The sequence below is a fragment of the Streptomyces sp. NPDC031225 genome (assembly GCF_055570355.1).
Genome location: NZ_JBVIHJ010000002.1, coordinates 529,304 through 552,836, shown reverse-complemented (window position 1 = coordinate 552,836; position 23,533 = coordinate 529,304). Strand labels below are relative to the sequence as shown.

Sequence of the window (23,533 nt, the reverse complement as noted above, 5' to 3'; positions counted from 1 at the left end):
GAGTGGATGTCGAACGGCCCGCTCCACCGCCGCCGACTCTCCCCCCGGTGCGGCGGTGGCGCGGTCACCGTGCCGGCCCTCACACCCCAGAGGGCCGGCAAATCCAAGAAACGCAGAGCACTTGCCGGATTTTCGCCAGCCGAGCTTTCCCTCGTCATGGGAAGCCGACTTTCCCCTGGAGTATTCGATGCGATTCGCGCTCCGCACCACACCCACCCGCCGCCTCGCCCGCAGCGCCGGTGCCGTCGCCGCCCTCGCTCTGGGCGCCTCCCTCATGGCGGCCCCGCAGTCGTACGCCGCCGACAGCCCCTCCGTCGCGCAGCTCCTCCAGCAGTGCGGCTCGGCCGACCTGTGCAAGTTCCACCCGCAGAGCTACACCGCGTACACCGGCCCGGCGCACCAGGTGGGCTCCACCGCGTACAACTGCGCCCACGAGATCAACCAGCACACCGTCAACTGGTCGGACACGACCTCCGCCACGAACACGGTCGGCGTCGCGATCGAGGCGACAGCGGAGTTCTGGAAGGTCTACAAGGTCTCCGTGGAGCTCTCGTACTCCCACTCCTGGACGACCTCGCACACCGACTCCGAAACCAAGACGCTCAACGTCCGCCCCGGATACAAGGGCTGGCTCCAGCGCGGCACCGCCAAGCAGAAGGCCACGGGCTGGTACGAGCTCCACTTCGGCAAGCGCTACTACGGCCACTACATCTGGTACATCAACAACTACCAGGCGGCCGGCTGGGACCAGGACCACCCCCAGAACGGCTACGTCAACTTCAAGGACGCGGTGATGACGTCCGGCGAGCGCGCCGCGCACTGCGGCTGAACCGTCCCGTAGTACAGCGGGCGGCGCCGGTCGGTGAACCGCGCCGGGCCGCCCGCCCCATCGAGAAGTGGTGTTCCGTGATGCCGGACAGTCGTCTTCGTCCGCGGGCCGCCGTCGCGGCCGCCCTCTGCTCGTTGCTGTTCCTCGCGGGCTGCGGCGCGGCGAAGGGAAACAGTGCGACCGCCTACGCGGACGTGGTCGGGCCGACGGTGATCGGCACCGACGGCTCGGCCGAGAGCCGGGTCGTGGCGGCCCTGTACGGCGAACTGCTCGCCGACGCAGGGGTGAAGGTGCGGATGGCGAGCACCCGTTACTCCTCGCCCGCCGCCACCACACAGGCCGTCGCGGTGGGCGAGATCGACCTCGCGCCCGCCTACGAGACCTCGACGCTGCGCGCCCTGCCCGCCGGCCAGACCCTGCCCGGCAACATGTCCGCCACTCTCAGCATGGCCCTGCCTCCCGGCGTCGACGCCCTGCCACCCGCGCCGGCACAGAACGGCGTCGTCCTCGCGGTCACCCGGGCCACCGCCCGTGCGCACGGCCTGCACAGCCCCGCCGACCTCGCGAAGGCCGGCCGCCTCACCCTCGGCGGCCCCGCCTCCGGCGATCCGGACGCCCCGTCGCCCGCCTCGCTGCTGAAGGCCTACGGCACCCACCTCACCGCGACCGGTACCCCGGCCACCGCCGACGTCCTGGTCCTGCGCGGCACCGACCCCGCCCTCACCCGGGACGGCCTGGTCGTGCTGACGGATCCGAAGAACGTCCTGCCGCCCGAGCACGTCTTCCCGCTCATCGGCGCCCCCTACGCGGACCTGCCCGCATGCAAGGCCCTGGCCCGCCTCAACTCGCGGCTCACCACAGGGCAGTTGGCCGAACTCGCCGCTTCCGTCGACGGCGGGGCGTCCCCGTCCGGCACGGCGCGGACCTGGCTGCGGTCCAACGGCCTGCTCGGCTGACCACCCCACCTCGTCCTCCGAAAGGCACCAGCGACATGGGTCACCTCCGCAGAAAGCTCACCATCGCCGCGCTCGCCGTGGCCTCCGCCACCGGTGTCCTCGCGGCGCCCGCGACGGCCGACGCCGCCACCGCCAACGTGCAGATCCAGATCTGCAACGACAACGGCGCCGCCCTGAAGTTCTTCCTCGTCGGCTACAACGACCAGGGCGACTGGGTCAACTCCCGGTTCTGGGACGTCCCGGCCAACGGCTGCACCACGGCTTCGAACTACTGGTGGCAGACCAACAGCTCGGTCGAGTTCCACTACGTCCGTCCCCCGGCCGGCTGGAACTGGCACCAGGTGTACGTCTCGAAGTCCAAGAACGGCCGCACCTTCACGTACCACCAGTCGTAGGCACGAGGCGCCGCCCGCCCCGGGACCCGTTGCGACAGGACGTCGGCAAAGGTGCCCCCGGGGCGGGCGTAGCGTAGACGGCATGTCGAAGTACGGATCCTTCCCCGGTACGCGGCCCCGGCGGCTGCGGACCAGCCCCGTCATGCGCCGGATGGTCGCCGAGACCCGGCTGCACCCCGCTGACTTCATCCTCCCGGCGTTCGTGCGGGAGGGCGTGAGTGAGCCCGTGCCGATCTCGGCGATGCCCGGGGTGGTGCAGCACACCAGGGACAGCTTGAAGAAGGCCGCCGCCGAGGCCGTGGCCGCCGGAGTCTCCGGGATCATGCTGTTCGGGGTGCCGGAGGAGTCGAAGAAGGACGCTCTCGGGACGCCGGGGACCGATCCCGACGGAATTCTGCAGGTCGCCATCCGGGACGTGCGGGCCGAGGTCGGGGACGAGCTGCTCGTGATGTCCGACCTGTGTCTCGACGAGACCATCGACCACGGGCACTGCGGGGTGCTGGACGACCAGGGGCGCGTCGACAACGACGCCACCCTGGAGCGGTACGCCGAGATGGCCCAGGTGCAGGCCGACGCGGGCGCCCATGTCGTGGGGCCCAGCGGGATGATGGACGGGCAGATCGGGGTCGTGCGGGATGCCCTTGATCAGATCGGGCGGGAGGATGTCGCCATCCTCGCCTACACGGCGAAGTACGCGTCCGCCTTCTACGGGCCGTTCCGGGAGGCCGTCGGGTCCTCGCTGAAGGGCGACCGCAAGACCTATCAGCAGGATCCCGCGAACGCACGGGAGTCGCTGCGCGAGCTCGCCCTCGATCTGGAGGAGGGCGCCGACATGGTGATGGTCAAGCCGGCCGGCCCCTATCTCGACATCCTCGCCCGGGTCGCCGACGCCGTCGACGTGCCCGTGGCCGCCTATCAGATCTCCGGTGAGTACTCGATGATCGAGGCAGCCGCCGAGAAGGGCTGGATCGACCGGGACCGGGCGATCCTGGAGACGCTGACCGGGATCAAGCGCGCCGGGGCGCAGAACATCCTCACCTACTGGGCGACCGAAGTGGCTCAGAAGCTCGGCTGACACGGGTTGTCCGGCGGCGTGTTGTGGCAACGGTTCGAGCTCGGTCCGGACACGGCCGGGGCTCGAACCGGCCAACGTCCGGATAACAACGCCCACTTCGCCCGGTGATCTTCTGGTGTTCTGTCCCTAATTCGCATCCGGATGTGGCGGATTTGTCGGGTTGTGCCGAGTCATCGGTTTGATGGACTGCTTACATCCGTCGAATTGACGAGTTCCCGACATCCTCCATATCTTCTGCGCCTGGCCTGATCCATTCGGAATGGTTCCGAACGGCGATCTCTGGGGGGACACCACCACCATGAACCTGTTCATCGAGGCACTCAAGAAGTACGTGGTCTTCAGCGGGCGTGCGCGCCGCAAGGAATACTGGATGTTCGCGCTGTTCGCCACGATCATCTACGTCGTGTTCCTCGTCCTCAGCCTCGTCACCAAGCAGTCCTGGATCGTGGCCCTGCCCATCCTCGCCTTCCTGCTGCCCGGCCTGGCCGTCACCGCGCGCCGTCTGCACGACACGGGCCGCAGCGCCTGGTGGATCCTGTTCCAGATCGTCCCGATCGCCGGTCCCATCACCCTGTTCGTCTTCTCGGTGCTGGACGGCGAGCCCGGCGAGAACAAGTACGGCCCCAACCCGAAGTTCGCCCCCGTGCACGTGTGACGCGGTAGCTCCACTTCGAGGCCGTCCGGCTCAGTGCCGGGCGGTCTTCTGGTTTTCCCCGGGGGTGAGGGCCGCCGCCCTGTTCGTGGCCGGGCCCTCGTCGCGTACGCCCTGGCCGTCGTCGCAAGCCGTCAGTGCGGGGAGCGCGAGGAGGGCGGCGAGGGTGAGGGCGAGGGCGGTTGTCCTGCGGCGGCGGGTGGGCATGGGAACAGGCTGCGCGAGAGGTGGTGGCGTGAGCCAGCCCTGGCGGCGGATTCGGGACGGCTTCCGGGTGTGGACCGACGTGGCCTGCGGGAACGTCCCGTCCCGACCCCCTCTCGCGGGACGCGGGACGGTGCATGTCGGGCACCGGGCACCATCAACTGCCGCCGAGAGTTAGGTTCTTGACCATCATGGTGGTTGTCCGTTGAAGGACCGACTCGTAGGGGAGACGCCCATGTCCGGTGACGCGCTGAGCCAGGACCCGGCCGAACTGGCCAGGAGGATCGACACCACCAAGGCGCATCCGGCCCGCGTCTACGACGTCTTCCTCGGCGGCAAGGACAACTACCCCGCCGACCGCGAGGCGGCCGCCGCCGCGCTCGCCGCCAACCCCCGCGGCTACCTCGACGTGCGCCACAACCGCGACTTCATGCGCCGGGCCGTCGACAGACTGGCCGAGCGGGACGGGATCCGGCAGTTCCTCGACATCGGCACCGGGCTGCCCACCGCCGAGAACGTCCACCAGATCGCCCAGCGCATCCGGCCCGACTCCCGGGTCGTGTACGTCGACAACGACCCCGTGGTGCTGGCACACGCGCGTGCGCTGCTCACCAGCGGGCCCGAGGGACGTACGGACTACATCGACGCCGACTTCAAGAGCCCCGCGCAGATCATCGAACAGGCCGCCAAGACCCTGGACTTCGACCAGCCCATCGCGCTGTGCCTGGTCGCGATCCTGCACTTCGTCGAGGACGAGGAGGCCTTCCCGATCGTGCGGGAGCTGGTGGAGGCACTGCCGGCCGGCAGCCGGCTCGTGCTCAGCCACCTGACCGACGAGATGCACCCCGAGCCCACCCGCGCGGTCCAGCGGACGTACACCGAGCGCGGGTTCACCTTCGTGTTCCGGTCCAGGGCGGAGGTGGAGCGGTTCTTCGCCGAGGTGCCCGGTGTCACGCTGGACGAGCCCGGGGTCGTCCCCGCCCATCTGTGGCACCCCGGCCCGGCGCCCGCGCCGCCCGCCATCGACGCGGAGGACTTCGAGTCCCTCGACGACATCGAGAAGATCCGCTACCGCGACATCAACGACGTCACGGACGACGACATCAACGTCTACGTGGCCACCGGCACGAAGAGCTGAGGAGCGGGCGCCCGGAGTCCGTATCGCGGAAAGGTACTTGTAGGCGGCACTCGGTTCCTTAGGCTGCGCGGCACCAGTCGTCGTCGCAGTCGAAGGAGCCGTGCCCATGACGGTGCCCACGTTCGCCTCCGTGCCGCCGCTCGCCGCCCGGGCCCGGGCGGTCGGCGGGTCGCCCGTACGGGACATCCTCGCCGTCACCTCCCGCCCCGAGGTCATCAACTTCGCGGGCGGGCTGCCCGCGCCCGAACTGTTCGACGCGCAGGGCATCGCGGACGCGTTCCGGGCGGTGCTGGAGGAGACGCCCTCGCGGGCGCTGCAGTACTCGACGACAGAGGGCGAGCCCGTGCTGCGGGCGGCCCTGGCGGCCAGGACTTCCGCTCGCGGGCTGCCCACGGAGGCCGACGACGTCCTCGTCACCACCGGGTCGCAGCAGGCCCTGTCGCTGCTCGCCACCGCGCTGATCGAGCCCGGGGACACGGTCCTCGTCGAGAGCCCCTGCTATCTGGCCGCGCTCCAGGCCTTCGGGTTCGCGGGGGCGCGGGTGGTGGCCGTGCCGGGGGACGAGGAGGGGCCCGACCCCGTGGCACTGGAGGAACTCGTCGTGCGGGAGCGGCCCAAGCTGCTCTACACCGTGCCGACCTTCCAGAACCCGACCGGGCGGACCATGTCGGCGGGGCGCAGGGCCGCCGTCGCCTCCGTGGCCGCGCGGTGCGGGCTGTGGATCGTCGAGGACGACCCGTACGGCGAACTCCGCTTCGAGGGCGAGCGGCTGCCGTGGATCGCCGCCCACGAGGAGGTCCGCGACCGGGCCGTGCTGCTCGGGTCCTTCTCCAAGGTCATGGCTCCCGGACTGCGGCTCGGCTGGCTGCGGGCGCCCGGTGAGCTGCTGCGGGCCTGCGCGGTCGCCAAGCAGGCCGCCGATCTGCACACCCCGACCGTCAACCAGCTCGCCGCGGCACGGTACTTGGCGGACCGGGACCTCGACGCGCATGTGCGGCGGGTCGCGGGGGTCTACGGGGAGCGGCGGGACGCCATGCTGGCGGGGCTGGCCGAGGCCCTGCCCGAGGGGTCGGCCTGGACCCGGCCCGAGGGCGGCATGTTCCTGTGGGCCCGGCTTCCGTCGTCGTACGACACCACCGCGCTGCTCGCGCAGGTCGTGCGCCGGGATGTCGCCTACGTGCCGGGCGCGCCCTTCTACGCCGGTGAGCCCGACCGCTCGACCCTGCGGCTTTGCTTCGTGACGCAGACGCCCGAGGAGATCGGGGAGGGGCTGCGGAGGCTGGGGGAGGGGCTGCGGGACTGAGGGGCGAACGGGACGGGCCGTGCCTCCCGGAGAGGCACGGCCCGTGCGGGGTGACGCAGGGGGAGAGGCTCAGACGAAGGCGCTCTGCCCGGTGATCGACTTGCCGACGATCAGGGTGTTCATCTCGCGGGTGCCCTCGAAGGAGTAGATCGCCTCGGCGTCGGTGAAGAAGCGGGCGATGTCGTAGTCCAGGACGATGCCGTTGCCGCCGAAGATCTCCCGGCTCCAGGCGACGACCTCCCGCATCCGCGAGGTGACGAACGCCTTGGCCAGCGAGGAGTGTTCGTCGCGGAAGACCCCGGCGTCCTGGAGGCGGGCGAGCTGGACCAGCATGCCCCAGGAGGCGGTGATGTTGCCGAGGCTCTTCACCAGCAGGTCCTGCACCAGCTGGAACCGGGCGATCGGACGGCCGAACTGCTTGCGCTCCTTGGCGTAGTCCAGGGCGAGTTCGTAGGCGCCGGTCATCACGCCCAGTGCCTGCCAGGCGACTCCGCCTCGGGTGGCGCGCAGGATCTCGGCGACATCGCGGAAGGAGTCGATGTTCTGGAGGCGGTTCGCCTCCGGGACCCGGACGTCGGTCAGGGTGATCTCGGCGTTCTCGACGATCCGGAAGGCGACCTTGCCCTCGATCTTCGTCGGCACGAAGCCCGGTGTGCCCTTCTCGACGACGAATCCCTTGACGTGGTTGTCGTCGACGTCCCGGGCCCACACGATGACGTGGTCGGCGAAGGTCGCGTTGCCGATCCACTTCTTGGCGCCGTCGAGGATCCAGGTGTCGCCGTCGCGCCGGGCGGTGGTGCGCATGCCGCCGGCGACGTCGGAGCCGCCGAGGGGCTCGGTCATGGCGAACGCGCCGATCTTCTCCATCGCGGCCATCGCGGGAAGCCAGCGGTCGCGCTGCTCCTGGTCGCCGCCGGAGTGGATCGAGTACATCGCCAGCCCGTTGTGCACGCCGAAGAACGTGGCCACCGAGGCGTCGGTACGGCTCATCTCCATCGCGAGCATGCCGCTGAGCAGGTTGCTGACGGCGGGGCGGTGCTCGCCGTACCCCTCGTAGGGCAGCCCGGCCAGGCCGCTCTCGCGGAAGATGCCGATGAGCTCCTTGGGGAAGGTGCCGTTGCCCCAGTTCTCGTTCACCAGCGGCTTGACCTCGTCACGCATGAGGGTGCGGGCCTTGAGGAGGATCTTGCGCTCCTCGTCGGGGAGCAGGGCCTCGTAGTCGTAGAAGTCGGAGATCAGCTGGTCTTCGAGGGGCTGCACAGGGGTCGTGGTGGTCATCTCAGTTCTCCTCCTTGGCGGTGTTGCCGGTGCCGTCCAGGGCGGCCAGGACGGCGAGTTGCCTGCGGTCGCGCGCCTCGGTGAGGTCCGAGTACGTGGAGGAGCCGTAGGCCTTTTCCACGGCTTCGATGAGCCGTTCCCTGTCTTCGGGGGTCTGGGAGGGGGTGCCGAGGGTCGCCCACATCTGTTTCATCGACGTGCCGATGTGCTCGGCCATGTGCCGGTAGCCGCCGGGACCGCCGCCCAGGTGCGAGCCGAGGAACGGGCCGACCGTCGACCAGCGGATGCCGAGGGAGTTCGTCATCACCCTGTCGAGGTCCTCGGGCGTCACCACGCCCTGCTCGACGAGGTGGATGGCCTCGCGGTTGAGGGCGTTCTGCAGGCGGTTGCCGACGAAACCGGGGATTTCCCTGCGCTCGACGACCGGGGTGCGGCCGACCAGGGTGTAGAAGTCGACGGCCGCCCGGACCGCTTCCCCGGTGGTGCGTTCGCCGGGGACGACCTCGACCAGGGGGATCAGGTGGGGCGGGTTGAAGGGGTGGCCGATCAGGATCCGGCCGGCGTCCTCCCCGCCCAGGTCCGCGGTGAACGCGGTCGAGGGGATCGCCGACGACGAGCTCAGCAGTAGGGCGTGGGCTGGGGCCTCGCGGACCAGGGTGGCGAACAGGTCCTTCTTGAACTCGACGCGCTCCGGGCCGTTCTCCTGCACGACGTCCGCGTCCCGGACCGCCTCGGTCACGTCGGCCGCGATGTGGACCCGGTCGGCGAGACCCTCGACGTCCAGGCCCCGGGCCGCGAGGTGCGGGGCGAAGTCGGCCAGGGCCGCGGCGACCGCCTCGGCGAGGTCGGGGCGGGGGTCGGTCACACGGACGGTGAGGCCGTGGGCGGCGAACAGGGCCGTCCAGGAGAGGCCGATGGTGCCGGCGCCGATCACGGCGGCGGTGTGGACGTCGTGGGTACGGGACTCGGGCGTACGGGACTCGGGGGTCATGACGCCTGTCCTTCCAGGTAGTCGTGGACCGGCTTGACCGGGGCCAGGGTCAGGTCGGTGAGGATGTGGCTCGCCGAGACGATCTCCAGGACCGGCAGGTCGGCCAGCGGGGCGAGGACGTGCTGGAAGAGCTGGAGTCTCGCGGGGCCGGTGTAGGCCCACTTGACCTCGACGTCGGTGATCTCGGTGCGGACGAGTTCCTGCACACGGGGCGAACCGTCGTAGCCCGGAACGGTCTTGAGCATGAAGGTGGGCACGGTGATCTGCGCCTCGGCCTCGCGGCGGTCCAGCTCGTGGTGCTTGTAGCCCATCGTCGCGGTGGCGACCCGCAGCGTGCCGTGGTCGAGGGTGCCGACCAGCGTGCCGTGGTCGACGTACAGGCTCGGGGCGCCGATCGTCTTCGGGTACGCGCTGACCTCGCGGCCCGACGCGGTCGCCGGGAAGTTGTCGAGGTACATGGCGTGCAGGTACTCGCCGCGTTCGCCGTCGAGGCTGACCTCGATGGCCTGGCCGGACTCGGTGTAGGGGCCGTATCCGGTGACGTCGCCCATCTTCATGACCTCGAACCGGACCAACGGCTCGTCGATCCGCAGCGGTTCGGGGACCACGGCACGCAGGGCGTCGGCGTCGGTGCGGTAGACGATGTTGAGGTACTCGCGGTCGGTGAACCTCGGGACCACCGGGGCGAACGCCGGGCTGGTCAGCGGGGTCGTCATGTGCCGCCGTACGTCTTCGGTCCTCATGTCACTTCCCCGTCCAGCGCGGGGCGCGGCGCTCGGCGAAGGCGGTCATGCCCTCGCGGACGTCGGCCGTGGCCATCAGGGTCCGCATCTCCTCGCGTTGGGCTGCGAAGGCGTCGGGCTCGGGGGCTCCGTCGGCGGCGCGCACGATCTGCTTGACCGCGGCCAGCGCCAACGGGGCGTTCAGCGCGAGCTGTTCGGCGAGTCGGAGGGCCACGGCCGCGGCCTCGCCCTTGGCGGTGACCCGGTTGGCCAGGCCCAGTTCGCCGGCCCGGCGGCCGTCCACCGGTTCGCCGGTCAGCAGGAACTCCATCGCCAGGTGGTACGGGATGCGCTTCGGCAGCCGGATCACTCCGCCGCCCGCGGCGATCAGGCCGCGCCTGACCTCGGGAAGGCCGAACCTCGCGTCCTCGGCGGCCACGATCAGGTCGCAGCCCAGAGCGAGTTCGAACCCGCCGCCCATGGCCCAGCCCTCCACCGCGGCGATCAGCGGCTTCGTCAGCGCGGTCTCGGTGAGACCGCCGAAGCCCCGGCCCTCGATCTCGGGGGACTCGCCGCGCAGGGCGGCCTTGAGGTCCATGCCTGCGCTGAAGGTGCCCTCCGCACCGGTCAGGACACCCACGCGGAGCGCGGGGTCGGCTTCGAGTTCGTCCAGTGCGGCGGCGAGGCGTGCGGCTACGGCGGCGTTGACGGCGTTGCGGGCCTGCGGGCGGTCGATCGTGATCAGGAGGGTCGAGCCGATGCGTTCGGTGCGTACTTCGGCGCGTACGTCTGTGCTCGCTTCGGTGGTGCTCATGTGGGTTGTTCCGCCTTCCGTCATCGGGTGGCAAGTTCGGCGAGGACGTCCGCGGTGTCCTGGCCCGCGACGGGTGCGAGGCGGCGGATCGAGCCGGGGGTGGCGGAGAAGTGCACCGGGATGCCCACGGTGCGGATCGCGCCCTCGGTCGGGTGCTCGACCGTGTCGAGCAGGTGGCCGTCGCGGACGTACTCGTCCTCGTGCGCGCGGTCCAGCTCCAGCACCGGTGCCATCGGGATGCTGTGCTTGGAGCACACCTCGTTCCACTCGGCGGTGGTCAGCGCGGGGGCGCACTCGTCGACGAGCTCGGACAGGGCCTCGTGGTCGTCGGTGGCGATGGCCTCGCCGTTGACGCGCGGGTCGGCGGCCAGGTCGGCCCGGCCCGCGGCGGCGAAGAAGTCGCGGAAGTTCTGTGGGTTGTAGGGGATCACACAGGCGAGCCCGTCCTTGGTACGGACGGCTCGGTGCCCCTTCGTCATCGACAGCGGGAAGCCCGTGGTGCCCTGTGCCGGCTCGTAGACGTGCCCGGAGAGGTGCTCGACCAGGTTGAAGGCGATCATCGTGTCCGTCATCGGGATCTCGACGCGCTGGCCCTGCCCGGTGCTGTTCCGGTGCAGCAGCGCGGCGAGCACGCTGTACGCGATGGTCAGCGAGGAGACCTTGTCGGCGAGGATGGTCGGCAGGTACACCGGCCGGCCCAGGGCCCGGTCGGCGATGTCGACGAGACCGGAGGAGGCCTGCACGGTCTCGTCGTAGGCGGCGTCGCCGGCCCGGTCGGAGTCGCTGCGGAAGCCCTGGGCGTGTGCGTAGACCAGGCCCGGGTTGCGCCGGGCGACGTCGTCGTAGGTCAGGCCGAGGCGGCCCAGCGCGTTCGGGCGCATGTTGGTGATGAGCACGTCCGCGGTGTCGATCAGTTCGAGCGCCTGGTCGCGCTCGGCGGCGTCCTTGAGGTTGAGCACGACGCTGCGCTTGTTGCGGTTGACGTTGAGGTTGAGCGGGGTCATGCCGGGGGTGGTCCGGTACTGGCCGACGCGCACGGTGTCCGCGGGCGACTCGATCTTGATCACGTCGGCGCCGAGGTCCCCGAGGATCTGGGCGGCGTACGGGCCCATCACGACGGTCGAGAGGTCGATTACGCGCACACCGTCCAGGGGGCCGGTGGGGGTGTTGGTGTCCGTCATCGCTCGTCCTTTCGCACTTGCTTCGTTGCCTGAAATCGAAGCTAGTCGCGAAGGAAGAGAAACGGAATGATCATGATGCGAACAACGGTATGACCACAGCGGTCATGCCGTTGTGGACCGCTAATTGCGCAGAGGTTCGCTGAAGATCTCGCGGGCGGCCTCGACGAGTTCTACCAGGTCACCGCAGTCCTCGTCGGCGCGCTCACGGTTCCAGAGCAGGGCGGTCTCCAGACGGGGGTGGAAATCCGTGAAGGGGAGAACGGCCACGTTGTCCATTCGGTAACCGTGTATCGGGCTTTTCTCGTCCAGCATCGAAATGGAGAATGCGAGACCCGATGAAATCACCTCGGCGGACGCCCCGAACCCCGTGTTGGTGAGCTTTATGCGTTTCTTCACCCCGAGCTCCGACAATTGGCGGTCGAGCTGGTCGAAGTACGCGGGAGTGATCTCCGCGGGCGAGGCCGCGTAGGGGAGGTCGGTCAGCTCGGCCAGCGCGATCGCCTCCCGCCCGGCGAACCGGTCCGCCGGTACGACCGCGCCGAGCCGCTCCGACATCACCGTCAGCCGCTCCAGCTCGGGACCGGCGACCGGGAGCCGGGCCAGCGTCAGCGCGAGGCGGCCGTCGCGCACCGCGGTGACCAGGTCGGCGGTGGCGCCGGGCCAGCGCTTGATCTCGAACCGCTCCCGCACCCGCTCGGTGAGGGCGTTGACCCGTTCACGCAGGTCCGGGTGGACTCCCTCGGGCATCCCCAGGAACGCCGTCCTGCGCTGCGGCCGCGTCGCCTCGCTCAGCCGCCACGGGATGGAGTTGACCTGTTCCAGCACATCCCGGGCGATCGGCAGCAGGGCCGTGCCGGCCGGGGTGAGCCGGACGTGGTGGGTGCTGCGGTCGAAGAGCCGGTGCCCGATCTCGTGCTCCAGGTCCTTGATCCGCCGGCTCAGCGGCGGCGTCGACATGTGGAGTCTGCGCGCCGCGGCGGTGAAGTTCAGTTCCTCGGCGACGGCCACGAAGTAGCGCAGGTGCAGCATTTCCACGGTGGTGACTTACCTGTCCTTGCCTGTCGAGGTCCAGAAGCTCACGGTCGGACCGTAGGAGCCGTCCTCCTCGTCGCTCACCTCGACGATGATCTCGCGATCCGGGTAGCGCGAGGAGAGGACCCCCTGCCAGCACTCTCCGAGCGCCAGGGCGAGCTGGGGCAGCTCCTCCCCGAGCCTGTCGTCGTCCGTCAGGGCGGTGTTGTTGAAGATGCCCCACAACTCGACGTGATTGACGACGACTTCAATACGGTTCCGCTCCTCACTCAGCTTCGTGAACCAGTCGTCGACAGTGGGCTGACGGAAGCGCTCCTTGAGGAACACACAACCGCGGTACTCGACCGTCTCGGGGCAGAACAGCCAGGCCGCGGCGAGCACGAAGCGCAGGCCGCCCTCGAAGTCGAGGTAGTTGTCCGGGGCGAGATCCTCGTCCTTCCAGTCGGTCCGCCACTTCTTGAAGAAGGCCGGCAGCTCACGCTCGGACCACGACGGTTTGATGCTGCTCACGGACTCTCTCCCGGGATCAGTCCCACCAGAAGGACCACACGCGCTGTCCGAGGACCGCGTGCTCGGCGTACTCGCGCAGGGCCTCGTGGTAGCCCTGGGTGATGTTGTCCGGGCAGAACGCGAAGTGTTCCGCGGCGATGGCCTCCGCGTCCTCCTGCGTCGTCGGCGGGGCGGCGACCGACACCACCAGGTGGTCGAAGCTGAGGGCGACGACCCGTATGCCGAAGCGGTCCTCCCACGAGCGGAGCACCGCACACAGGCGCGCCACGTCGTTCTCGTGGTTCAGCGGGCCCGACCAGCCGATCGCCGCCGGGATGTCCGCGCTGCGGCGGGCCGGGACCAGGGCAAGACGCGGGTCCTTGAACCAGGACCCCTCGTCGAGGAGCGCGTCGGCGGTCTCCGCGGCCCGGGTGTCGGGGTCGGCGGGGAGGGAGACCGGGGCCTCGGCCAGACCGGGCCAGGTCTCGCTGAAGGACTCCTCGTCGGCGCCGAGTTCGTCGTCGGCGTACTCCTCCCAGAAGCCCGCCAGCACCTCTTCGGGGTCGTGATCGCCGGGGTACGACATCTCCCCGGGCATCAACTCCCACTCCCCGGGCCCGCCCTGGGTACCGCCGACGTCCAACAGCACCGGCAGCAGCCCGGCTCGGGCCGCCGGTGTGCCCAGCGCGGTCCATGCGCCGGAGGACGCGGCGTACTCCGCATGCCACAGCAGCGGTTCGTGCCACGGGCCGTCGTCGGTCGCGTCGATCAGTCTCCCTAGCGGGAGCCCGAGTCCGAGGGAACGCCCACTTGGATCTGTCGCCAGCGTGGGCAGCGGGTTGGGAAGAGTCGCCATGCCAGTGACTGTAGGGGCCGCCACTGACAACGCGGGTTCAGCGAGTTGGACCAGGTCCGTCACTTCAGGGCGGAGGTGAAAGCGGTCCAGGTGGTGGGGGCGACCGCGAGGGTGGGGGCGGTGGCTTCGGGGGTCTTGGAGTCGCGGATGTGGATGGTGTGGGGGCAGGCGGCGATCTCGACGCACTGCCCGCCTTCGTCGCCGCTGTAGGTCGACTTGAACCAGTGAAGGGCTTCGGCGCTCATTGCTCTCCTAGCAAGCGGTCGAGCAGGTCACTGGCGTCCTGTGTGGCCAGGGCCTGTGTCCGCAGCATCGCATATTTGCGCGCCAGCCTGGACACCTCATCCGGGTCGGAAACCCACTGGCTGCCGCGTTGCGACTCGGTGTATGCGAGATGCTGGTGTTCCGGTGTTTCGAGGAGGGTGAAGGGGCCGTTCAGACCAGCGTTGTACGGACTGTTCAGGCCCAGGAATTGGAGTGAGACGGAGGGCAATTCAGCCACCGTCTGCAGGTGCCGCAGCTGCTCCCTCCAGACCTCCTCCCCGCCGATCCGCATGTGCAGCACCGGCTCCCACACGATGAAGCTCAGCGTCGGCGGGTTCTTGCGACGCAGGATCTCCTGACGTTCCAGGCGGGCCGCCGTACGCGTCTCGATGTCGCTCTCGTCGTATGCGGGAACGCGATTGCGGAGTACGGCGCGGACGTACGAGTCGATCTGGAGAAGGCCGGGGAGGACCGCGTTGTCGTACCAGGAAAGGGAAATGGCCTCCCGCTCATGCTCCATGTACAACTCGGCCCACATCGGGAACTGGTCGATGTCCGGCAGGTTGGCAACCCCCGCCGCCAACATCCCCTTCGTGTCCAGGACTTCGTCCAGCAGCGCGGCCAGGTCCGGCTTCAGGGTCCGGCGGCCCTGCTCGATCGACGCGATGGTCTCCTCGTCGACGCGGACGAGGTCGGCGAGGGCGGTCTGGGTGTGGCCCGCGGTGCGGCGGGCGGTGCCGAGTTGTTTGCCCAGCATCTTCATGGACGTGAGGTTTTTCGGCCGCGGCGGCTTCCTGGCGCTCATGAAGCTTTCAATCCCCCTCGGGATACGTACGTCACCGGGTACGAGCCCGTACAAAAAATCTGTACGGGTTCACGGAGTGATCAACGTTAGTCACTCTGCGCGACGATCGTCCGGTGAACGAGACGATCCAACTCCCCCTCCTGCGCGAGAGGTTCTTCCGGCGCGAGCGTCGATCCGTCCCGGCCGCGAGGGTGTTCGCGGCCGAGACGCTCGCCGGCTGGAGCGTCGCCGGGACCGAACGTGCCGCCGACGTGCTGCTGTGCGTGAGCGAGCTGGTGACCAACGCGGTGGTGCACGGGGTGCCGCCGGGGCGCCAGTTGAGGCTGCTTCTGCGGTTCGACGGGCGGGCGGTGGTCGTGGAGGTGCACGACAGCGGGCCAGGGGTGCCGCGCATCGTCCACGACGGGGACGAGGGAGGGCGGGGCCTGCTGCTGGTCGCCGCGCTGAGTGACAGGTGGGGGGTGCGGGAGCGGGCGCTCGGGAAGGCCGTGTGGTGCGAGTTCGGTCAGCTTTCGCCCTGATCGGCGCACGGTTCGAAATCCCCACACGGAAAGGCCACCAGCGGAGCCCCATTCGGACGCGGGCGCAGCTGGTGGCCTTCGCGGTGCGACGAGTTGCTTGCCTCGGGTGGCGAAGGCGCCTTTTCGGTGCCTGTTGACTCGGCTCCCGAACGGCGCGAGAACTCGTCACTCAGGTGGAGTTCAGCACTGGTTGGGTACGCCGCCCGTCTGGTTCCCCTTCAGCAGGCCGCCCCAGATCCAGCTCGATCCCGAGCCGAGCAGGACCCACTTGTCGTGGGCGACGCCGTTCTGGTTCACGTACTGACCGTGTGCCCAACAGATGGCGCTGAGCTGGTAGTTGGCGGGCACCGTGTAGTTGATGCTGCAGTTGGTCGAGGCACAGCTGCGGATGTTCGCGCTGGTCCACGTGTAGACCCACGTGTTGGCGGCGATGCGGTCGGATGCGGCTGTGCGGGCGTCCCGGTCGGTGGACGTCGCCGCCGCGGCGGTCGGTGCGGACATTCCCGCGGCGGCCAGCAGCCCTGCCGCGATCGTCGTGATGACCTTGGCTCTCATGTGCATGAAAAGAATCCCCCTGCTGAGTTTGGTCTGCTGGGATATCCAGCGCGAAAGAGACGCTAACCGGCACCAGTTGGCCAAGTTAGGCATGTACTCGCCAATGCCTTACTGGGAGATGGCGTTCCGCTACGCATGGTCGGCAACGGCGTTGCGGGCATCTGAACAGGGGAATTTCCCGAGGGCGTGGCAACCGGTATCCGATCGCAGCCGAGGTGGCGGCGGACAACCGATCATTCCTGGGGGCCCGGTGAAGCGAGGGACTTCCTTCCTGGTCACTCTGCGCTTTTGTGGCATGGGCATGCGGAAGGCGGCCCCGGCCGCAGGGGCATGGCGGGATTCCGTCCTCCCGCTCGCCGTGCTGAGCTCCTGATCGTGGTCCCCGACGGTGTTCCAGGCCTCTGTGTCAGTCGCTCCCGCTAACGTGGGTGTTCGCTCGACACAGGGGGACGGCATGGCCGACGAGCCGCTGCTCGCACGCTTGCACTTCGGACGTGAGGACGCCGAACGGGACGTGACCGAGGGGTTGTTGCTGCGCGGGGGGTTTCTGCCCAACGCCGCTTACCGGGGCGCGCTCAGCGGGCGCAAGATGCTGATCATCGGGCGCAAGGGGTCCGGGAAGAGCGCCATCTGCATGCGGTTGATGTCGGATGCGGGGCACGCGGGCGGAAAGGTGCTCGTCACGCCCGACGAGGCCGCCGGGGAGGAGATCCGGCGGTTCGAGTTGCAGGGGCTGCCAGGGGACTCGGCCAAGGCGCTGATCTGGCGGTACGTGTTTGCCGTGCACGCGGCCAGGTATCTCGTCGACCACGCAAAGGGTGCGCACGACGGCGGCCACAAGACCGACTCGGTGAAGGCGCTCGGGCGGTTCCTCAAGCAGAACGGCGAGGCGCCCGGCGGGGGCGGCCGGCTCGTGGAGCGGCTGGCGCAGGGGGCACGCGGATTGCAGACGTCCCTGTCCCTTGAGGCGTTCGGGGTCAAGGCGAGCGTGGATCTCGCCCAGTCGCCGTCCGAAGGGGCGCGCGCGGCACGGCAGTTGGAGATCGTCGAGCTGGGCGTGGCGCAGGCCTTCGCCGACCTGGGGTGCGACGGCGTCGTACACCCGCCGCTCCTCCTCATGGTCGACCAGCTCGAACAGGTGTGGTCCGCCGAGCCGGACAGCAACTCCATGGTGATCGGGCTGCTGCTGGCGGCCAAGCACGCGGCGAGCCTGTACGGCCGCTCGCTGCGGTTCCTGCTGTTCCTGCGCGCCGACATCTACGACTCGCTGTCCTTCGGGGAGGGCGACAAGTTCCATGGGGACGAGCTCAGGATCGCCTGGACGGAACAGGCCCTGCGGGACCTCGCGTTGGCGCGGGCCCGGGCGTCGGTCGGCGAGGAGCTGACCGGGGAACAGCTGTGGAAGGAACTGTTCCCGCAGTCGGTGGGCGGGGAGGAGATCACCGGGCATCTCTTCGGCCGCTGTCTGCCGAGACCCCGTGACGCCATCCAGTTCCTCAACCTGTGCCAGGAGAAGGCCTGGCTGGACCATGAGCGGCACCGGATCACCGAGGCGGACGTGGCACAGGCGGGCCGGCAGTTCTCGGAGTGGAAACTCAAGGACCTGACCTCGGAGTACCTGGTTGCGCACCCCTTCCTGCGCAACCTCTTCCCGCTCTTCCAGAACACCGGGTACGTCGTCACACGTGCCGCGCTCACCCGCCGCTTCGAGGCGGCCGCCGAGACCCTCCACCACGACTTCCCGGCGTACGCCAACGCATTGACGCTCCCCGGGGTCATCGACGTGTTGTTCGGGGCCGGGTTCCTCGGGGTGCGGCGCGGCAACGACGTGGTGTACGCGGGCGACGACGGGCTGCCGGTCCAGCCGCACGAGACGGAGTTCCAGGTCCACCCCTGCTTCCGGGCGGCGCTCGGCGCGACCACCGCCTTCGACCTGCGGCGCTACGAGCCCCAGTACGTGGACGCGCGCGTCTCGGCGGGCAACTTCGGCCCCGGCGGCTCGGGTTCGTCCTCCCTCAACCGCGACGACCGGCTGCTCATGCAGCTCGCCCGCTCCTGCCACTCGATCCTCGCGCAGGTGGGACGGGCGGTCGGGCTGACGCGGGACATCCGCGACGAGATCACCGTCCAGATCAACCGACTCCTGGACGAGGTCAACGGCATCCCGCCGGGCGCCGCGTCATCGGTCGGCGTCGACGTGGACGACTACCTCCTCACCACCGCCCACTACCTCACTGGCCTCGCGGCCCAACTCCGCGCCAGCGGCCTGGAGGAGAGCACAGGCATCGGCGAAGTGGCCGGCCGCGTGGAGGAGGAGGAACGGCGGCTGCGGCGCTCGGCGGGCGGGTCGTACGGCAGCTCGGGCAGCTCGAACGGACCCTGAAGGCGCCATACTCGTAAGGGACTTGTGGGAGTGGCCGCCGACGGGGGAGTAGACCGGTGCTGAACAAGGTGGTGGCCGGACGGTTCCGGATCACCGGGCTGCTGGGCTCCGGTGGCATGGGGCAGGTCTGGGCTGCCGAGGACGTGCGGATGCGGCGGGACGTCGCCGTGAAGGTCGTACATCCGCAGCACGGCATGGGGGAGGCCGAGACACAGGCCCGGTTCCAGCGCGAGGTGCAGCTGGCGGGGAGGCTGTGTCACCAGAACATCGTGACCGTGCACGACTGGGGAGAAGTCCAGGTCGACGGCGGGCGCGAGACCCTCTACCTCGTCATGGAACTCGTGCGGGGCATACCGCTCGGCAAGCGGCTCAAGGACACCGTGCTGCCCTGGGCACTCGCCGTCGCCTGGGCCGCGCAGATCGCCCAGGCGCTGGACGCCGCACACCGCCAAGGGGTCGTCCACCGGGACATCAAGCCCGCGAACGTGCTCCTCACCGACGAGGGGACGGTGAAGGTCCTCGACTTCGGGGTCGCCAAGTTCATGGGCGAGACCATCGGGGCCCGCGATCTCACGGTCACCGGGGCGCCGCTCGGCTCACCGATGTACATGTCCCCCGAACAGGTCCAGGGCCTCCGGGAGATCGACCACCGCAGCGACCTCTACTCCCTGGGATGCCTGCTCTACCACGCCGTGACAGGGGCGCCACCTTTCACCAGCTCCACGCAGTGGGCCGTACTCCGGATGCAGATCGACGACACCCCGGTCCCGCCCCGCGCGCGGCGCCAAGACCTTCCCGCCCCGCTGAACGACCTCATCCTCCAGCTCCTCGCCAAGAATCCCGAGGACCGGCCGGACAGCGCAGCGGCCGTCCACGAGGCTCTGGTCACCATCCTCGTCGAGCACGCCCTGATGCCGCCCGGCGGAGACATCCTGGACATCGCCGAACCAGAGCTGGGGCATGCCCTCGGTGTCTCCGGACGGTTCTTGAGGGCGGCGCGGACGGAGGCCGTGCGGATCGTCACGGAGGCCGAGGCGGCCAAAGCGGAGACGATCCGTGAGTCCAAGCGCATGGTCGCGAAAGTCAGACGCGAGCTGGAGATCCTTGTCCGGCGCACCGAGGACATCGGCGCGGAGATCGAGAAGATCCCCGCGCCGATGTCCGAGGAGGACTACTACCAGGTGTTCAGGATGTCGATAGACGGCAGCTACCCCACGCCGAACCAGTTCAGCGCGAACGTGAAGGAGCTGTTCGACACCGTGCTCCCGCCGGACGACGCGCTTCGCATGATCAAACGCTTCACCAACCGTCACACGGCCGAACTGCAGGAGGACCACATCGCCTAGCTCAGAGGCGCTCGGGCGTCCTGATCCCCAGCAGCGCCATTCCCCGGTGCAGGGTCCGGGCCGTGAGGTCGCACAGGAGCAGACGGTTCTCCGCGACGTCCTTCGGCGGGGCCGGCTTGATCACCGGGCACTTGTCGTAGAACGACGTGTACAGAGAGGCCAGCTGGTAGAGGTACGCGGCCAGCTTGTGCGGTGCGTACTCCGCCGACGCCTCGAATACCGTGTCGCCGAACGCGTCCAGGTGCAGGCCCAACGCCCGCTCCGCCTCGGCAAGTTCGAGCTCCGGGTGGGCGGCCGGCCGTACCTCTCCCGCCTTGCGCAGGATCGACTGGATACGGGCGTACGCGTACTGGAGGTACACGGACGTGTCGCCGTTCAGCGAGACCATCTGGTCCAGGTCGAACTTGTAGTCGCGGCTGGGGGACGTCGACAGGTCGGCGTACTTCACCGCGCCGATGCCCACCTGCGCGGCCCGCTCCTGGATCTCGTCCTCGGTGAGGTCCAGCGCCTTCTCGCGCACGACTTCGGCGGCCCGCTGGACCGCCTCGTCCAGCAGGTCCTCCAGCTTCACCGTCTCGCCCTCACGCGTCTTGAACGGCTTGCCGTCCGCGCCGAGCACCGTGCCGTAGCCCATGTTGTGCGCGGTGACACCGTCGGTCAGCCAGCCGGCCCGGCGGGCCGTCTCGAAGACCATCTTGAAGTGGAGCGACTGGCGTACGTCCACGACGTAGAGGAGCGTCGTCGCGTGCAGGTCGACGACGCGGTTCCTGATCGCCGTCAGGTCGCTCGCCGCGTAGCCGAAGCCGCCGTCGGCCTTCTGCACGATCAGCGGGACCGGCTGGTCGTCCTTGCCGCGGATCTCGTCGAAGAAGACGACCAGCGCGCCCTCGGAGCGGACCGCGACGCCCATCTCCTCCAGGAGGCGGGCGGTCTCGGGCATGCCCTCGTTGTACGCGGACTCGCCGACGATCTCCTCGTCGCGGATCTCCATGTCCAGCTTCTCGAAGACGGAGTAGAAGTAGACCTTCGACTCGTCCACGAACTGCTGCCAGAGTTCGAGCGTCTCCTTGTCGCCGGACTGGAGGGCCACGACCCTCTTCCGGGCCCGCTCCTTGAACTCCTCGTCCGAGTCGAAGACCGTGCGGGACGCCTTGTAGACCCGGTTCAGGTTCGACATGGCCTGCTCGCCGTCGACTTCCTGAGCCGGGGCCAGCTCACCGGGGTTCTCGAACAGGTACTGGATCAGCATGCCGAACTGGGTGCCCCAGTCGCCGATGTGATGCCGGCCGATCGTCTTCTCGCCGGTGAAGTCGAGCATCGCGCGCAGCGCGTCGCCGATCACCGCGGACCGCAGGTGGCCGACGTGCATCTCCTTCGCCACGTTCGGCTGGGCGTAGTCGACGACCGTGGTGCCGGGCCGCTCCGCGAGGGGGACGCCCAACCTGTCCGCGTCGGCGTACCGGGCCGCGAGGTTCTCCGTGATCGCCCTGTCGGTCAGCGTCACGTTCAGGAAGCCGGGGCCGGAGACCTCGATGTCCTTGATCAGGTCACCGGTGGTGATCCGGGAGACGACCTGCGCCGCCAGGTCCCTCGGGTTCGCCTTGGCCTTCTTGGCGAGCGCCAGGATGCCGTTCGCCTGGAAGTCGGCCCGGTCGCTACGTCGCAGCAGGGGGTCCGCGGGTGCCTCCGGCAGGGTGGCGGAGATGGCGGAGGTGAGGTGCTGGTTGACGGCGTCGCTGAGGGGCGTGACCGGGGCCATGGGAGTGGGTGCCGTTCTCCTCGGGGGATCAGATGGACACGGTCAGTATCCCATGGGGGGTGTAGCGGTTTTTTTGGCCGCGGGCCGGTGGGGGCCGGTCGCGCAGTTCCCCGCGCCCCCAGGCAGGCGGCTGCGCCGCCTAGACTGAGGGCGCAGCCCTTTCACGCTGCCCAAGCCAGAAAGAAGGACGTGCCGATCGTGGGTCAGAGCACCGAGACCACCGACTGGGTCTCCCGTTTCGCGGATGAGGTCATCGAGGAGTCGGAGCGTCGGGCCCCCGGCAAACCCGTGGTCGTCGCCTCCGGGCTGTCCCCGTCCGGCCCGATCCACCTGGGCAACCTGCGCGAGGTCATGACGCCCCACCTCGTCGCCGACGAGATCCGGCGCCGGGGACTCCAGGTGCGGCACCTCATCTCCTGGGACGACTACGACCGGTACCGCAAGGTGCCCGCCGGGATCACCGGGATCGACGACTCGTGGGCCGAGCACATCGGCAAGCCGCTGACCTCCGTGCCCGCGCCGAAGGGGTCGTCGTACCCGAACTGGGCCGAGCACTTCAAGGCCGCCATGGTCGACGCGCTCGCCGAACTCGGCGTCGAGTTCGACGGGATCAGCCAGACCGCGCAGTACACCTCCGGCGTCTACCGCGAGCAGATCCTGCACGCCATGGCGCACCGCGGGGACATCGACGCGATCCTCGACCAGTACCGGACCAAGAAGGCCCCGGCCGCCGGGAAGAAGCAGCAGAAGCCCGTCGACGAGGCAGAGGTCGAGGCCGCCGAGGGGTCCGGCGCGGCCGCTGAGGACGACGGGTCCTCCGGCTCCGCCGGGTACTTCCCGTACAAGCCCTACTGCGGCAACTGCGAGAAGGACCTCACCACCGTCACCTCCTACGACGACGGCACGACCGAGCTGTCGTACACCTGCAACGCCTGCGGGTTCGCCGAGACCGTCCGGCTGAACGAGTTCAACCGCGGCAAGCTGGTCTGGAAGGTCGACTGGCCCATGCGGTGGGCCTACGAGGGTGTCGTCTTCGAGCCCTCCGGCGTCGACCACTCCTCTCCCGGGTCCTCCTTCCAGGTCGGCGGACAGATCGTCGGGATCTTCGGCGGCAAGCAGCCCATCGGGCCGATGTACGCGTTCGTCGGGATCTCCGGGATGGCCAAGATGTCGTCCTCCAAGGGCGGGGTCCCCACCCCCGGCGACGCCCTGAAGATCATGGAACCGCAGCTGCTGCGCTGGCTCTACGCCCGCCGCAGGCCCAACCAGTCCTTCAAGATCGCCTTCGACCAGGAGATCCAGCGCCTCTACGACGAGTGGGACAAGCTCGACGCCAAGGTCGCCGAGGGGGCCGCTCTCCCGGCCGACGTCGCCGCGCACTCCCGCGCGGTACGCACCGCGGGCGGCGCGCTGCCGACCACGCCCCGTCCCCTGCCGTACCGGACGCTCGCGTCCGTCGCCGACATCACCGCCGGACACGGCGACCAGGCGCTGCGGATCCTCAGCGAACTGGACCCCTCGCACCCGCTGGGCGCACTGGACGAGGTCCGGCCGCGGTACGACAAGGCCGAGGCGTGGATCAACACCCAGGTGCCCGCCGACCAGCGGACCATCGTGCGCGAGGAGGCCGACGCCGAGCTGCTGAAGTCCCTCGACGAGGCCACCCAGCAGTCGCTCCGGCTGCTGCTGGACGGGCTCGCCGCGAACTGGTCGCTCGACGGGCTCACCCACCTCGTCTACGGCGTGCCCAAGGTGCAGGCCGGGTTCTCCGCCGACGCGACCCCCAAGGAACTGCCGGCCGAGATCAAGACCGCCCAGCGCACGTTCTTCGCCCTGCTGTACCAGCTGCTGGTCTCGCGGGACACCGGACCGCGACTGCCCACACTGCTGCTCGCCGTGGGACAGGAACGGGTCCGGGCGCTGCTCGGACAGTGACAGACGGCATGTGAAAGGGGCCCCCGTCCGCGGACGGGGGCCCCTTTCAC

General features: G+C 69.4%; 24 protein-coding genes. 11 read left to right on the top strand and 13 right to left on the bottom strand.

Annotated features, from left to right (window positions below):
• Nucleotides 1–187: 187 nt before the first annotated feature.
• The 5 genes from ACZ48Z_RS05450 to ACZ48Z_RS05430 all read left to right on the top strand — a co-directional run bounded on the left by ACZ48Z_RS05450 (nucleotide 188) and on the right by ACZ48Z_RS05430 (nucleotide 3,910).
• Nucleotides 188–829 (top strand): hypothetical protein, encoded by a 642-nt coding sequence (locus tag ACZ48Z_RS05450; RefSeq protein ID WP_468734440.1) that lies wholly within the window; start codon nucleotides 188–190, stop codon nucleotides 827–829.
• Between the two features lie 80 nt (nucleotides 830–909).
• Entirely contained in the window at nucleotides 910–1,785 is an 876-nt protein-coding gene (locus ACZ48Z_RS05445) for a glycine betaine ABC transporter substrate-binding protein (protein WP_468734439.1), read from the top strand.
• 35 nt (nucleotides 1,786–1,820) lie between these two features.
• A complete protein-coding gene (locus ACZ48Z_RS05440; RefSeq protein WP_468734438.1) occupies nucleotides 1,821–2,180 on the top strand; it encodes a hypothetical protein in 360 nt (119 codons plus the stop codon).
• An 82-nt stretch (nucleotides 2,181–2,262) separates the two neighbouring features.
• Entirely contained in the window at nucleotides 2,263–3,255 is a 993-nt protein-coding gene (gene hemB / locus ACZ48Z_RS05435; RefSeq protein ID WP_468734437.1) for a porphobilinogen synthase, read from the top strand.
• A 298-nt stretch (nucleotides 3,256–3,553) separates the two neighbouring features.
• Nucleotides 3,554–3,910: a DUF805 domain-containing protein gene (locus ACZ48Z_RS05430; RefSeq protein ID WP_468734436.1), complete on the top strand. Its 357-nt coding sequence runs from the start codon at nucleotides 3,554–3,556 to the stop codon at nucleotides 3,908–3,910.
• A gap of 30 nt (nucleotides 3,911–3,940) precedes the next feature.
• Here the strand turns inward: ACZ48Z_RS05430 and ACZ48Z_RS05425 are convergent, their stop codons facing one another.
• Complete coding sequence (locus tag ACZ48Z_RS05425; RefSeq protein WP_468734435.1) at nucleotides 3,941–4,114, bottom strand: hypothetical protein; 174 nt, start codon at nucleotides 4,112–4,114, stop codon at nucleotides 3,941–3,943.
• Nucleotides 4,115–4,346: 232 nt separating this feature from the next.
• On the opposite strand from ACZ48Z_RS05425, the gene ACZ48Z_RS05420 reads away from it, so the two are divergent.
• On the top strand, nucleotides 4,347–5,249 hold the full coding sequence (locus ACZ48Z_RS05420) for an SAM-dependent methyltransferase (protein ID WP_468734434.1): 903 nt from the start codon (nucleotides 4,347–4,349) through the stop codon (nucleotides 5,247–5,249).
• A gap of 106 nt (nucleotides 5,250–5,355) precedes the next feature.
• Entirely contained in the window at nucleotides 5,356–6,552 is a 1,197-nt protein-coding gene (locus tag ACZ48Z_RS05415; RefSeq protein ID WP_468734433.1) for an aminotransferase-like domain-containing protein, read from the top strand.
• Between the two features lie 69 nt (nucleotides 6,553–6,621).
• Here the strand turns inward: ACZ48Z_RS05415 and ACZ48Z_RS05410 are convergent, their stop codons facing one another.
• The 10 genes from ACZ48Z_RS05410 to ACZ48Z_RS05365 all read right to left on the bottom strand — a co-directional run bounded on the left by ACZ48Z_RS05410 (nucleotide 6,622) and on the right by ACZ48Z_RS05365 (nucleotide 14,984).
• Nucleotides 6,622–7,830 (bottom strand): acyl-CoA dehydrogenase family protein, encoded by a 1,209-nt coding sequence (locus ACZ48Z_RS05410; RefSeq protein ID WP_468734432.1) that lies wholly within the window; start codon nucleotides 7,828–7,830, stop codon nucleotides 6,622–6,624.
• Nucleotide 7,831: 1 nt separating this feature from the next.
• The gene (locus ACZ48Z_RS05405) at nucleotides 7,832–8,821 is read right to left on the bottom strand and encodes a 3-hydroxyacyl-CoA dehydrogenase NAD-binding domain-containing protein (protein WP_468734431.1); all 990 of its coding nucleotides are present in this window, start codon (nucleotides 8,819–8,821) and stop codon (nucleotides 7,832–7,834) included.
• Nucleotides 8,818–9,564, bottom strand: coding sequence for an acetoacetate decarboxylase (locus tag ACZ48Z_RS05400; protein WP_468734430.1), 747 nt, complete (start codon nucleotides 9,562–9,564; stop codon nucleotides 8,818–8,820). Before ACZ48Z_RS05400 ends, ACZ48Z_RS05405 begins: the two co-directional genes overlap by 4 nt.
• A 1-nt stretch (nucleotide 9,565) precedes the next feature.
• Nucleotides 9,566–10,357 carry a crotonase/enoyl-CoA hydratase family protein gene (locus tag ACZ48Z_RS05395; RefSeq protein WP_468734429.1) on the bottom strand — a complete coding sequence of 264 codons (792 nt, stop codon included), beginning with the start codon at nucleotides 10,355–10,357 and terminating at the stop codon, nucleotides 9,566–9,568.
• A gap of 20 nt (nucleotides 10,358–10,377) precedes the next feature.
• Complete coding sequence (locus ACZ48Z_RS05390; protein WP_468734428.1) at nucleotides 10,378–11,538, bottom strand: CaiB/BaiF CoA transferase family protein; 1,161 nt, start codon at nucleotides 11,536–11,538, stop codon at nucleotides 10,378–10,380.
• A 120-nt stretch (nucleotides 11,539–11,658) separates the two neighbouring features.
• Nucleotides 11,659–12,573, bottom strand: a complete 915-nt coding sequence (locus ACZ48Z_RS05385; protein ID WP_468734427.1) for a LysR family transcriptional regulator — start codon at nucleotides 12,571–12,573, stop codon at nucleotides 11,659–11,661.
• A gap of 9 nt (nucleotides 12,574–12,582) precedes the next feature.
• Nucleotides 12,583–13,080: a hypothetical protein gene (locus ACZ48Z_RS05380; protein ID WP_468734426.1), complete on the bottom strand. Its 498-nt coding sequence runs from the start codon at nucleotides 13,078–13,080 to the stop codon at nucleotides 12,583–12,585.
• A gap of 16 nt (nucleotides 13,081–13,096) precedes the next feature.
• Nucleotides 13,097–13,915 carry a DUF4253 domain-containing protein gene (locus tag ACZ48Z_RS05375; protein ID WP_468734425.1) on the bottom strand — a complete coding sequence of 273 codons (819 nt, stop codon included), beginning with the start codon at nucleotides 13,913–13,915 and terminating at the stop codon, nucleotides 13,097–13,099.
• Nucleotides 13,916–13,974: 59 nt separating this feature from the next.
• Nucleotides 13,975–14,160: a DUF397 domain-containing protein gene (locus ACZ48Z_RS05370; RefSeq protein WP_468734424.1), complete on the bottom strand. Its 186-nt coding sequence runs from the start codon at nucleotides 14,158–14,160 to the stop codon at nucleotides 13,975–13,977.
• Nucleotides 14,157–14,984, bottom strand: coding sequence for a helix-turn-helix domain-containing protein (locus ACZ48Z_RS05365; protein ID WP_468734473.1), 828 nt, complete (start codon nucleotides 14,982–14,984; stop codon nucleotides 14,157–14,159). The genes ACZ48Z_RS05370 and ACZ48Z_RS05365 overlap by 4 nt, the downstream gene beginning before the upstream one ends.
• 113 nt (nucleotides 14,985–15,097) lie before the next feature.
• On the opposite strand from ACZ48Z_RS05365, the gene ACZ48Z_RS05360 reads away from it, so the two are divergent.
• Entirely contained in the window at nucleotides 15,098–15,505 is a 408-nt protein-coding gene (locus tag ACZ48Z_RS05360) for an ATP-binding protein (protein WP_468734423.1), read from the top strand.
• Nucleotides 15,506–15,685: 180 nt separating this feature from the next.
• Here the strand turns inward: ACZ48Z_RS05360 and ACZ48Z_RS05355 are convergent, their stop codons facing one another.
• On the bottom strand, nucleotides 15,686–16,066 hold the full coding sequence (locus ACZ48Z_RS05355; RefSeq protein ID WP_468734422.1) for a hypothetical protein: 381 nt from the start codon (nucleotides 16,064–16,066) through the stop codon (nucleotides 15,686–15,688).
• 448 nt (nucleotides 16,067–16,514) lie between these two features.
• Here ACZ48Z_RS05355 and ACZ48Z_RS05350 point away from each other — a divergent pair, with 448 nt between their 5' ends.
• Together ACZ48Z_RS05350 and ACZ48Z_RS05345 are read left to right on the top strand one after the other, a co-directional pair.
• Nucleotides 16,515–18,443, top strand: coding sequence for a P-loop ATPase, Sll1717 family (locus ACZ48Z_RS05350; protein ID WP_468734421.1), 1,929 nt, complete (start codon nucleotides 16,515–16,517; stop codon nucleotides 18,441–18,443).
• A 56-nt stretch (nucleotides 18,444–18,499) separates the two neighbouring features.
• Complete coding sequence (locus tag ACZ48Z_RS05345) at nucleotides 18,500–19,789, top strand: serine/threonine-protein kinase (RefSeq protein ID WP_468734420.1); 1,290 nt, start codon at nucleotides 18,500–18,502, stop codon at nucleotides 19,787–19,789.
• Between the two features lies 1 nt (nucleotide 19,790).
• Here the strand turns inward: ACZ48Z_RS05345 and argS are convergent, their stop codons facing one another.
• Nucleotides 19,791–21,548 carry an arginine--tRNA ligase gene (gene argS, locus ACZ48Z_RS05340; RefSeq protein WP_468734419.1) on the bottom strand — a complete coding sequence of 586 codons (1,758 nt, stop codon included), beginning with the start codon at nucleotides 21,546–21,548 and terminating at the stop codon, nucleotides 19,791–19,793.
• A gap of 189 nt (nucleotides 21,549–21,737) precedes the next feature.
• Here argS and lysS point away from each other — a divergent pair, with 189 nt between their 5' ends.
• Nucleotides 21,738–23,483 carry a lysine--tRNA ligase gene (gene lysS / locus ACZ48Z_RS05335; RefSeq protein ID WP_468734418.1) on the top strand — a complete coding sequence of 582 codons (1,746 nt, stop codon included), beginning with the start codon at nucleotides 21,738–21,740 and terminating at the stop codon, nucleotides 23,481–23,483.
• The last annotated feature ends 50 nt before the right edge of the window (nucleotides 23,484–23,533 follow it).

What these genes read in the sequence shown, in the direction of transcription:
- ACZ48Z_RS05390 (WP_468734428.1), bottom strand. Translation starts at nt 11,538, where the DNA reads ATGACGGACACCAACACCCCCACCGGCCCCCTGGACGGTGTGCGCGTA.
- ACZ48Z_RS05450 (WP_468734440.1), top strand. Translation starts at nt 188, where the DNA reads ATGCGATTCGCGCTCCGCACCACACCCACCCGCCGCCTCGCCCGCAGC.
- argS (WP_468734419.1), bottom strand. Translation starts at nt 21,548, where the DNA reads ATGGCCCCGGTCACGCCCCTCAGCGACGCCGTCAACCAGCACCTCACC.
- ACZ48Z_RS05440 (WP_468734438.1), top strand. Translation starts at nt 1,821, where the DNA reads ATGGGTCACCTCCGCAGAAAGCTCACCATCGCCGCGCTCGCCGTGGCC.
- ACZ48Z_RS05365 (WP_468734473.1), bottom strand. Translation starts at nt 14,984, where the DNA reads ATGAGCGCCAGGAAGCCGCCGCGGCCGAAAAACCTCACGTCCATGAAG.
- ACZ48Z_RS05350 (WP_468734421.1), top strand. Translation starts at nt 16,515, where the DNA reads ATGGCCGACGAGCCGCTGCTCGCACGCTTGCACTTCGGACGTGAGGAC.
- ACZ48Z_RS05375 (WP_468734425.1), bottom strand. Translation starts at nt 13,915, where the DNA reads ATGGCGACTCTTCCCAACCCGCTGCCCACGCTGGCGACAGATCCAAGT.
- ACZ48Z_RS05430 (WP_468734436.1), top strand. Translation starts at nt 3,554, where the DNA reads ATGAACCTGTTCATCGAGGCACTCAAGAAGTACGTGGTCTTCAGCGGG.
- ACZ48Z_RS05425 (WP_468734435.1), bottom strand. Translation starts at nt 4,114, where the DNA reads ATGCCCACCCGCCGCCGCAGGACAACCGCCCTCGCCCTCACCCTCGCC.
- ACZ48Z_RS05400 (WP_468734430.1), bottom strand. Translation starts at nt 9,564, where the DNA reads ATGAGGACCGAAGACGTACGGCGGCACATGACGACCCCGCTGACCAGC.
- ACZ48Z_RS05355 (WP_468734422.1), bottom strand. Translation starts at nt 16,066, where the DNA reads ATGCACATGAGAGCCAAGGTCATCACGACGATCGCGGCAGGGCTGCTG.
- ACZ48Z_RS05420 (WP_468734434.1), top strand. Translation starts at nt 4,347, where the DNA reads ATGTCCGGTGACGCGCTGAGCCAGGACCCGGCCGAACTGGCCAGGAGG.
- ACZ48Z_RS05405 (WP_468734431.1), bottom strand. Translation starts at nt 8,821, where the DNA reads ATGACCCCCGAGTCCCGTACGCCCGAGTCCCGTACCCACGACGTCCAC.
- ACZ48Z_RS05445 (WP_468734439.1), top strand. Translation starts at nt 910, where the DNA reads ATGCCGGACAGTCGTCTTCGTCCGCGGGCCGCCGTCGCGGCCGCCCTC.
- ACZ48Z_RS05415 (WP_468734433.1), top strand. Translation starts at nt 5,356, where the DNA reads ATGACGGTGCCCACGTTCGCCTCCGTGCCGCCGCTCGCCGCCCGGGCC.
- ACZ48Z_RS05410 (WP_468734432.1), bottom strand. Translation starts at nt 7,830, where the DNA reads ATGACCACCACGACCCCTGTGCAGCCCCTCGAAGACCAGCTGATCTCC.
- ACZ48Z_RS05395 (WP_468734429.1), bottom strand. Translation starts at nt 10,357, where the DNA reads ATGAGCACCACCGAAGCGAGCACAGACGTACGCGCCGAAGTACGCACC.
- hemB (WP_468734437.1), top strand. Translation starts at nt 2,263, where the DNA reads ATGTCGAAGTACGGATCCTTCCCCGGTACGCGGCCCCGGCGGCTGCGG.
- ACZ48Z_RS05370 (WP_468734424.1), bottom strand. Translation starts at nt 14,160, where the DNA reads ATGAGCGCCGAAGCCCTTCACTGGTTCAAGTCGACCTACAGCGGCGAC.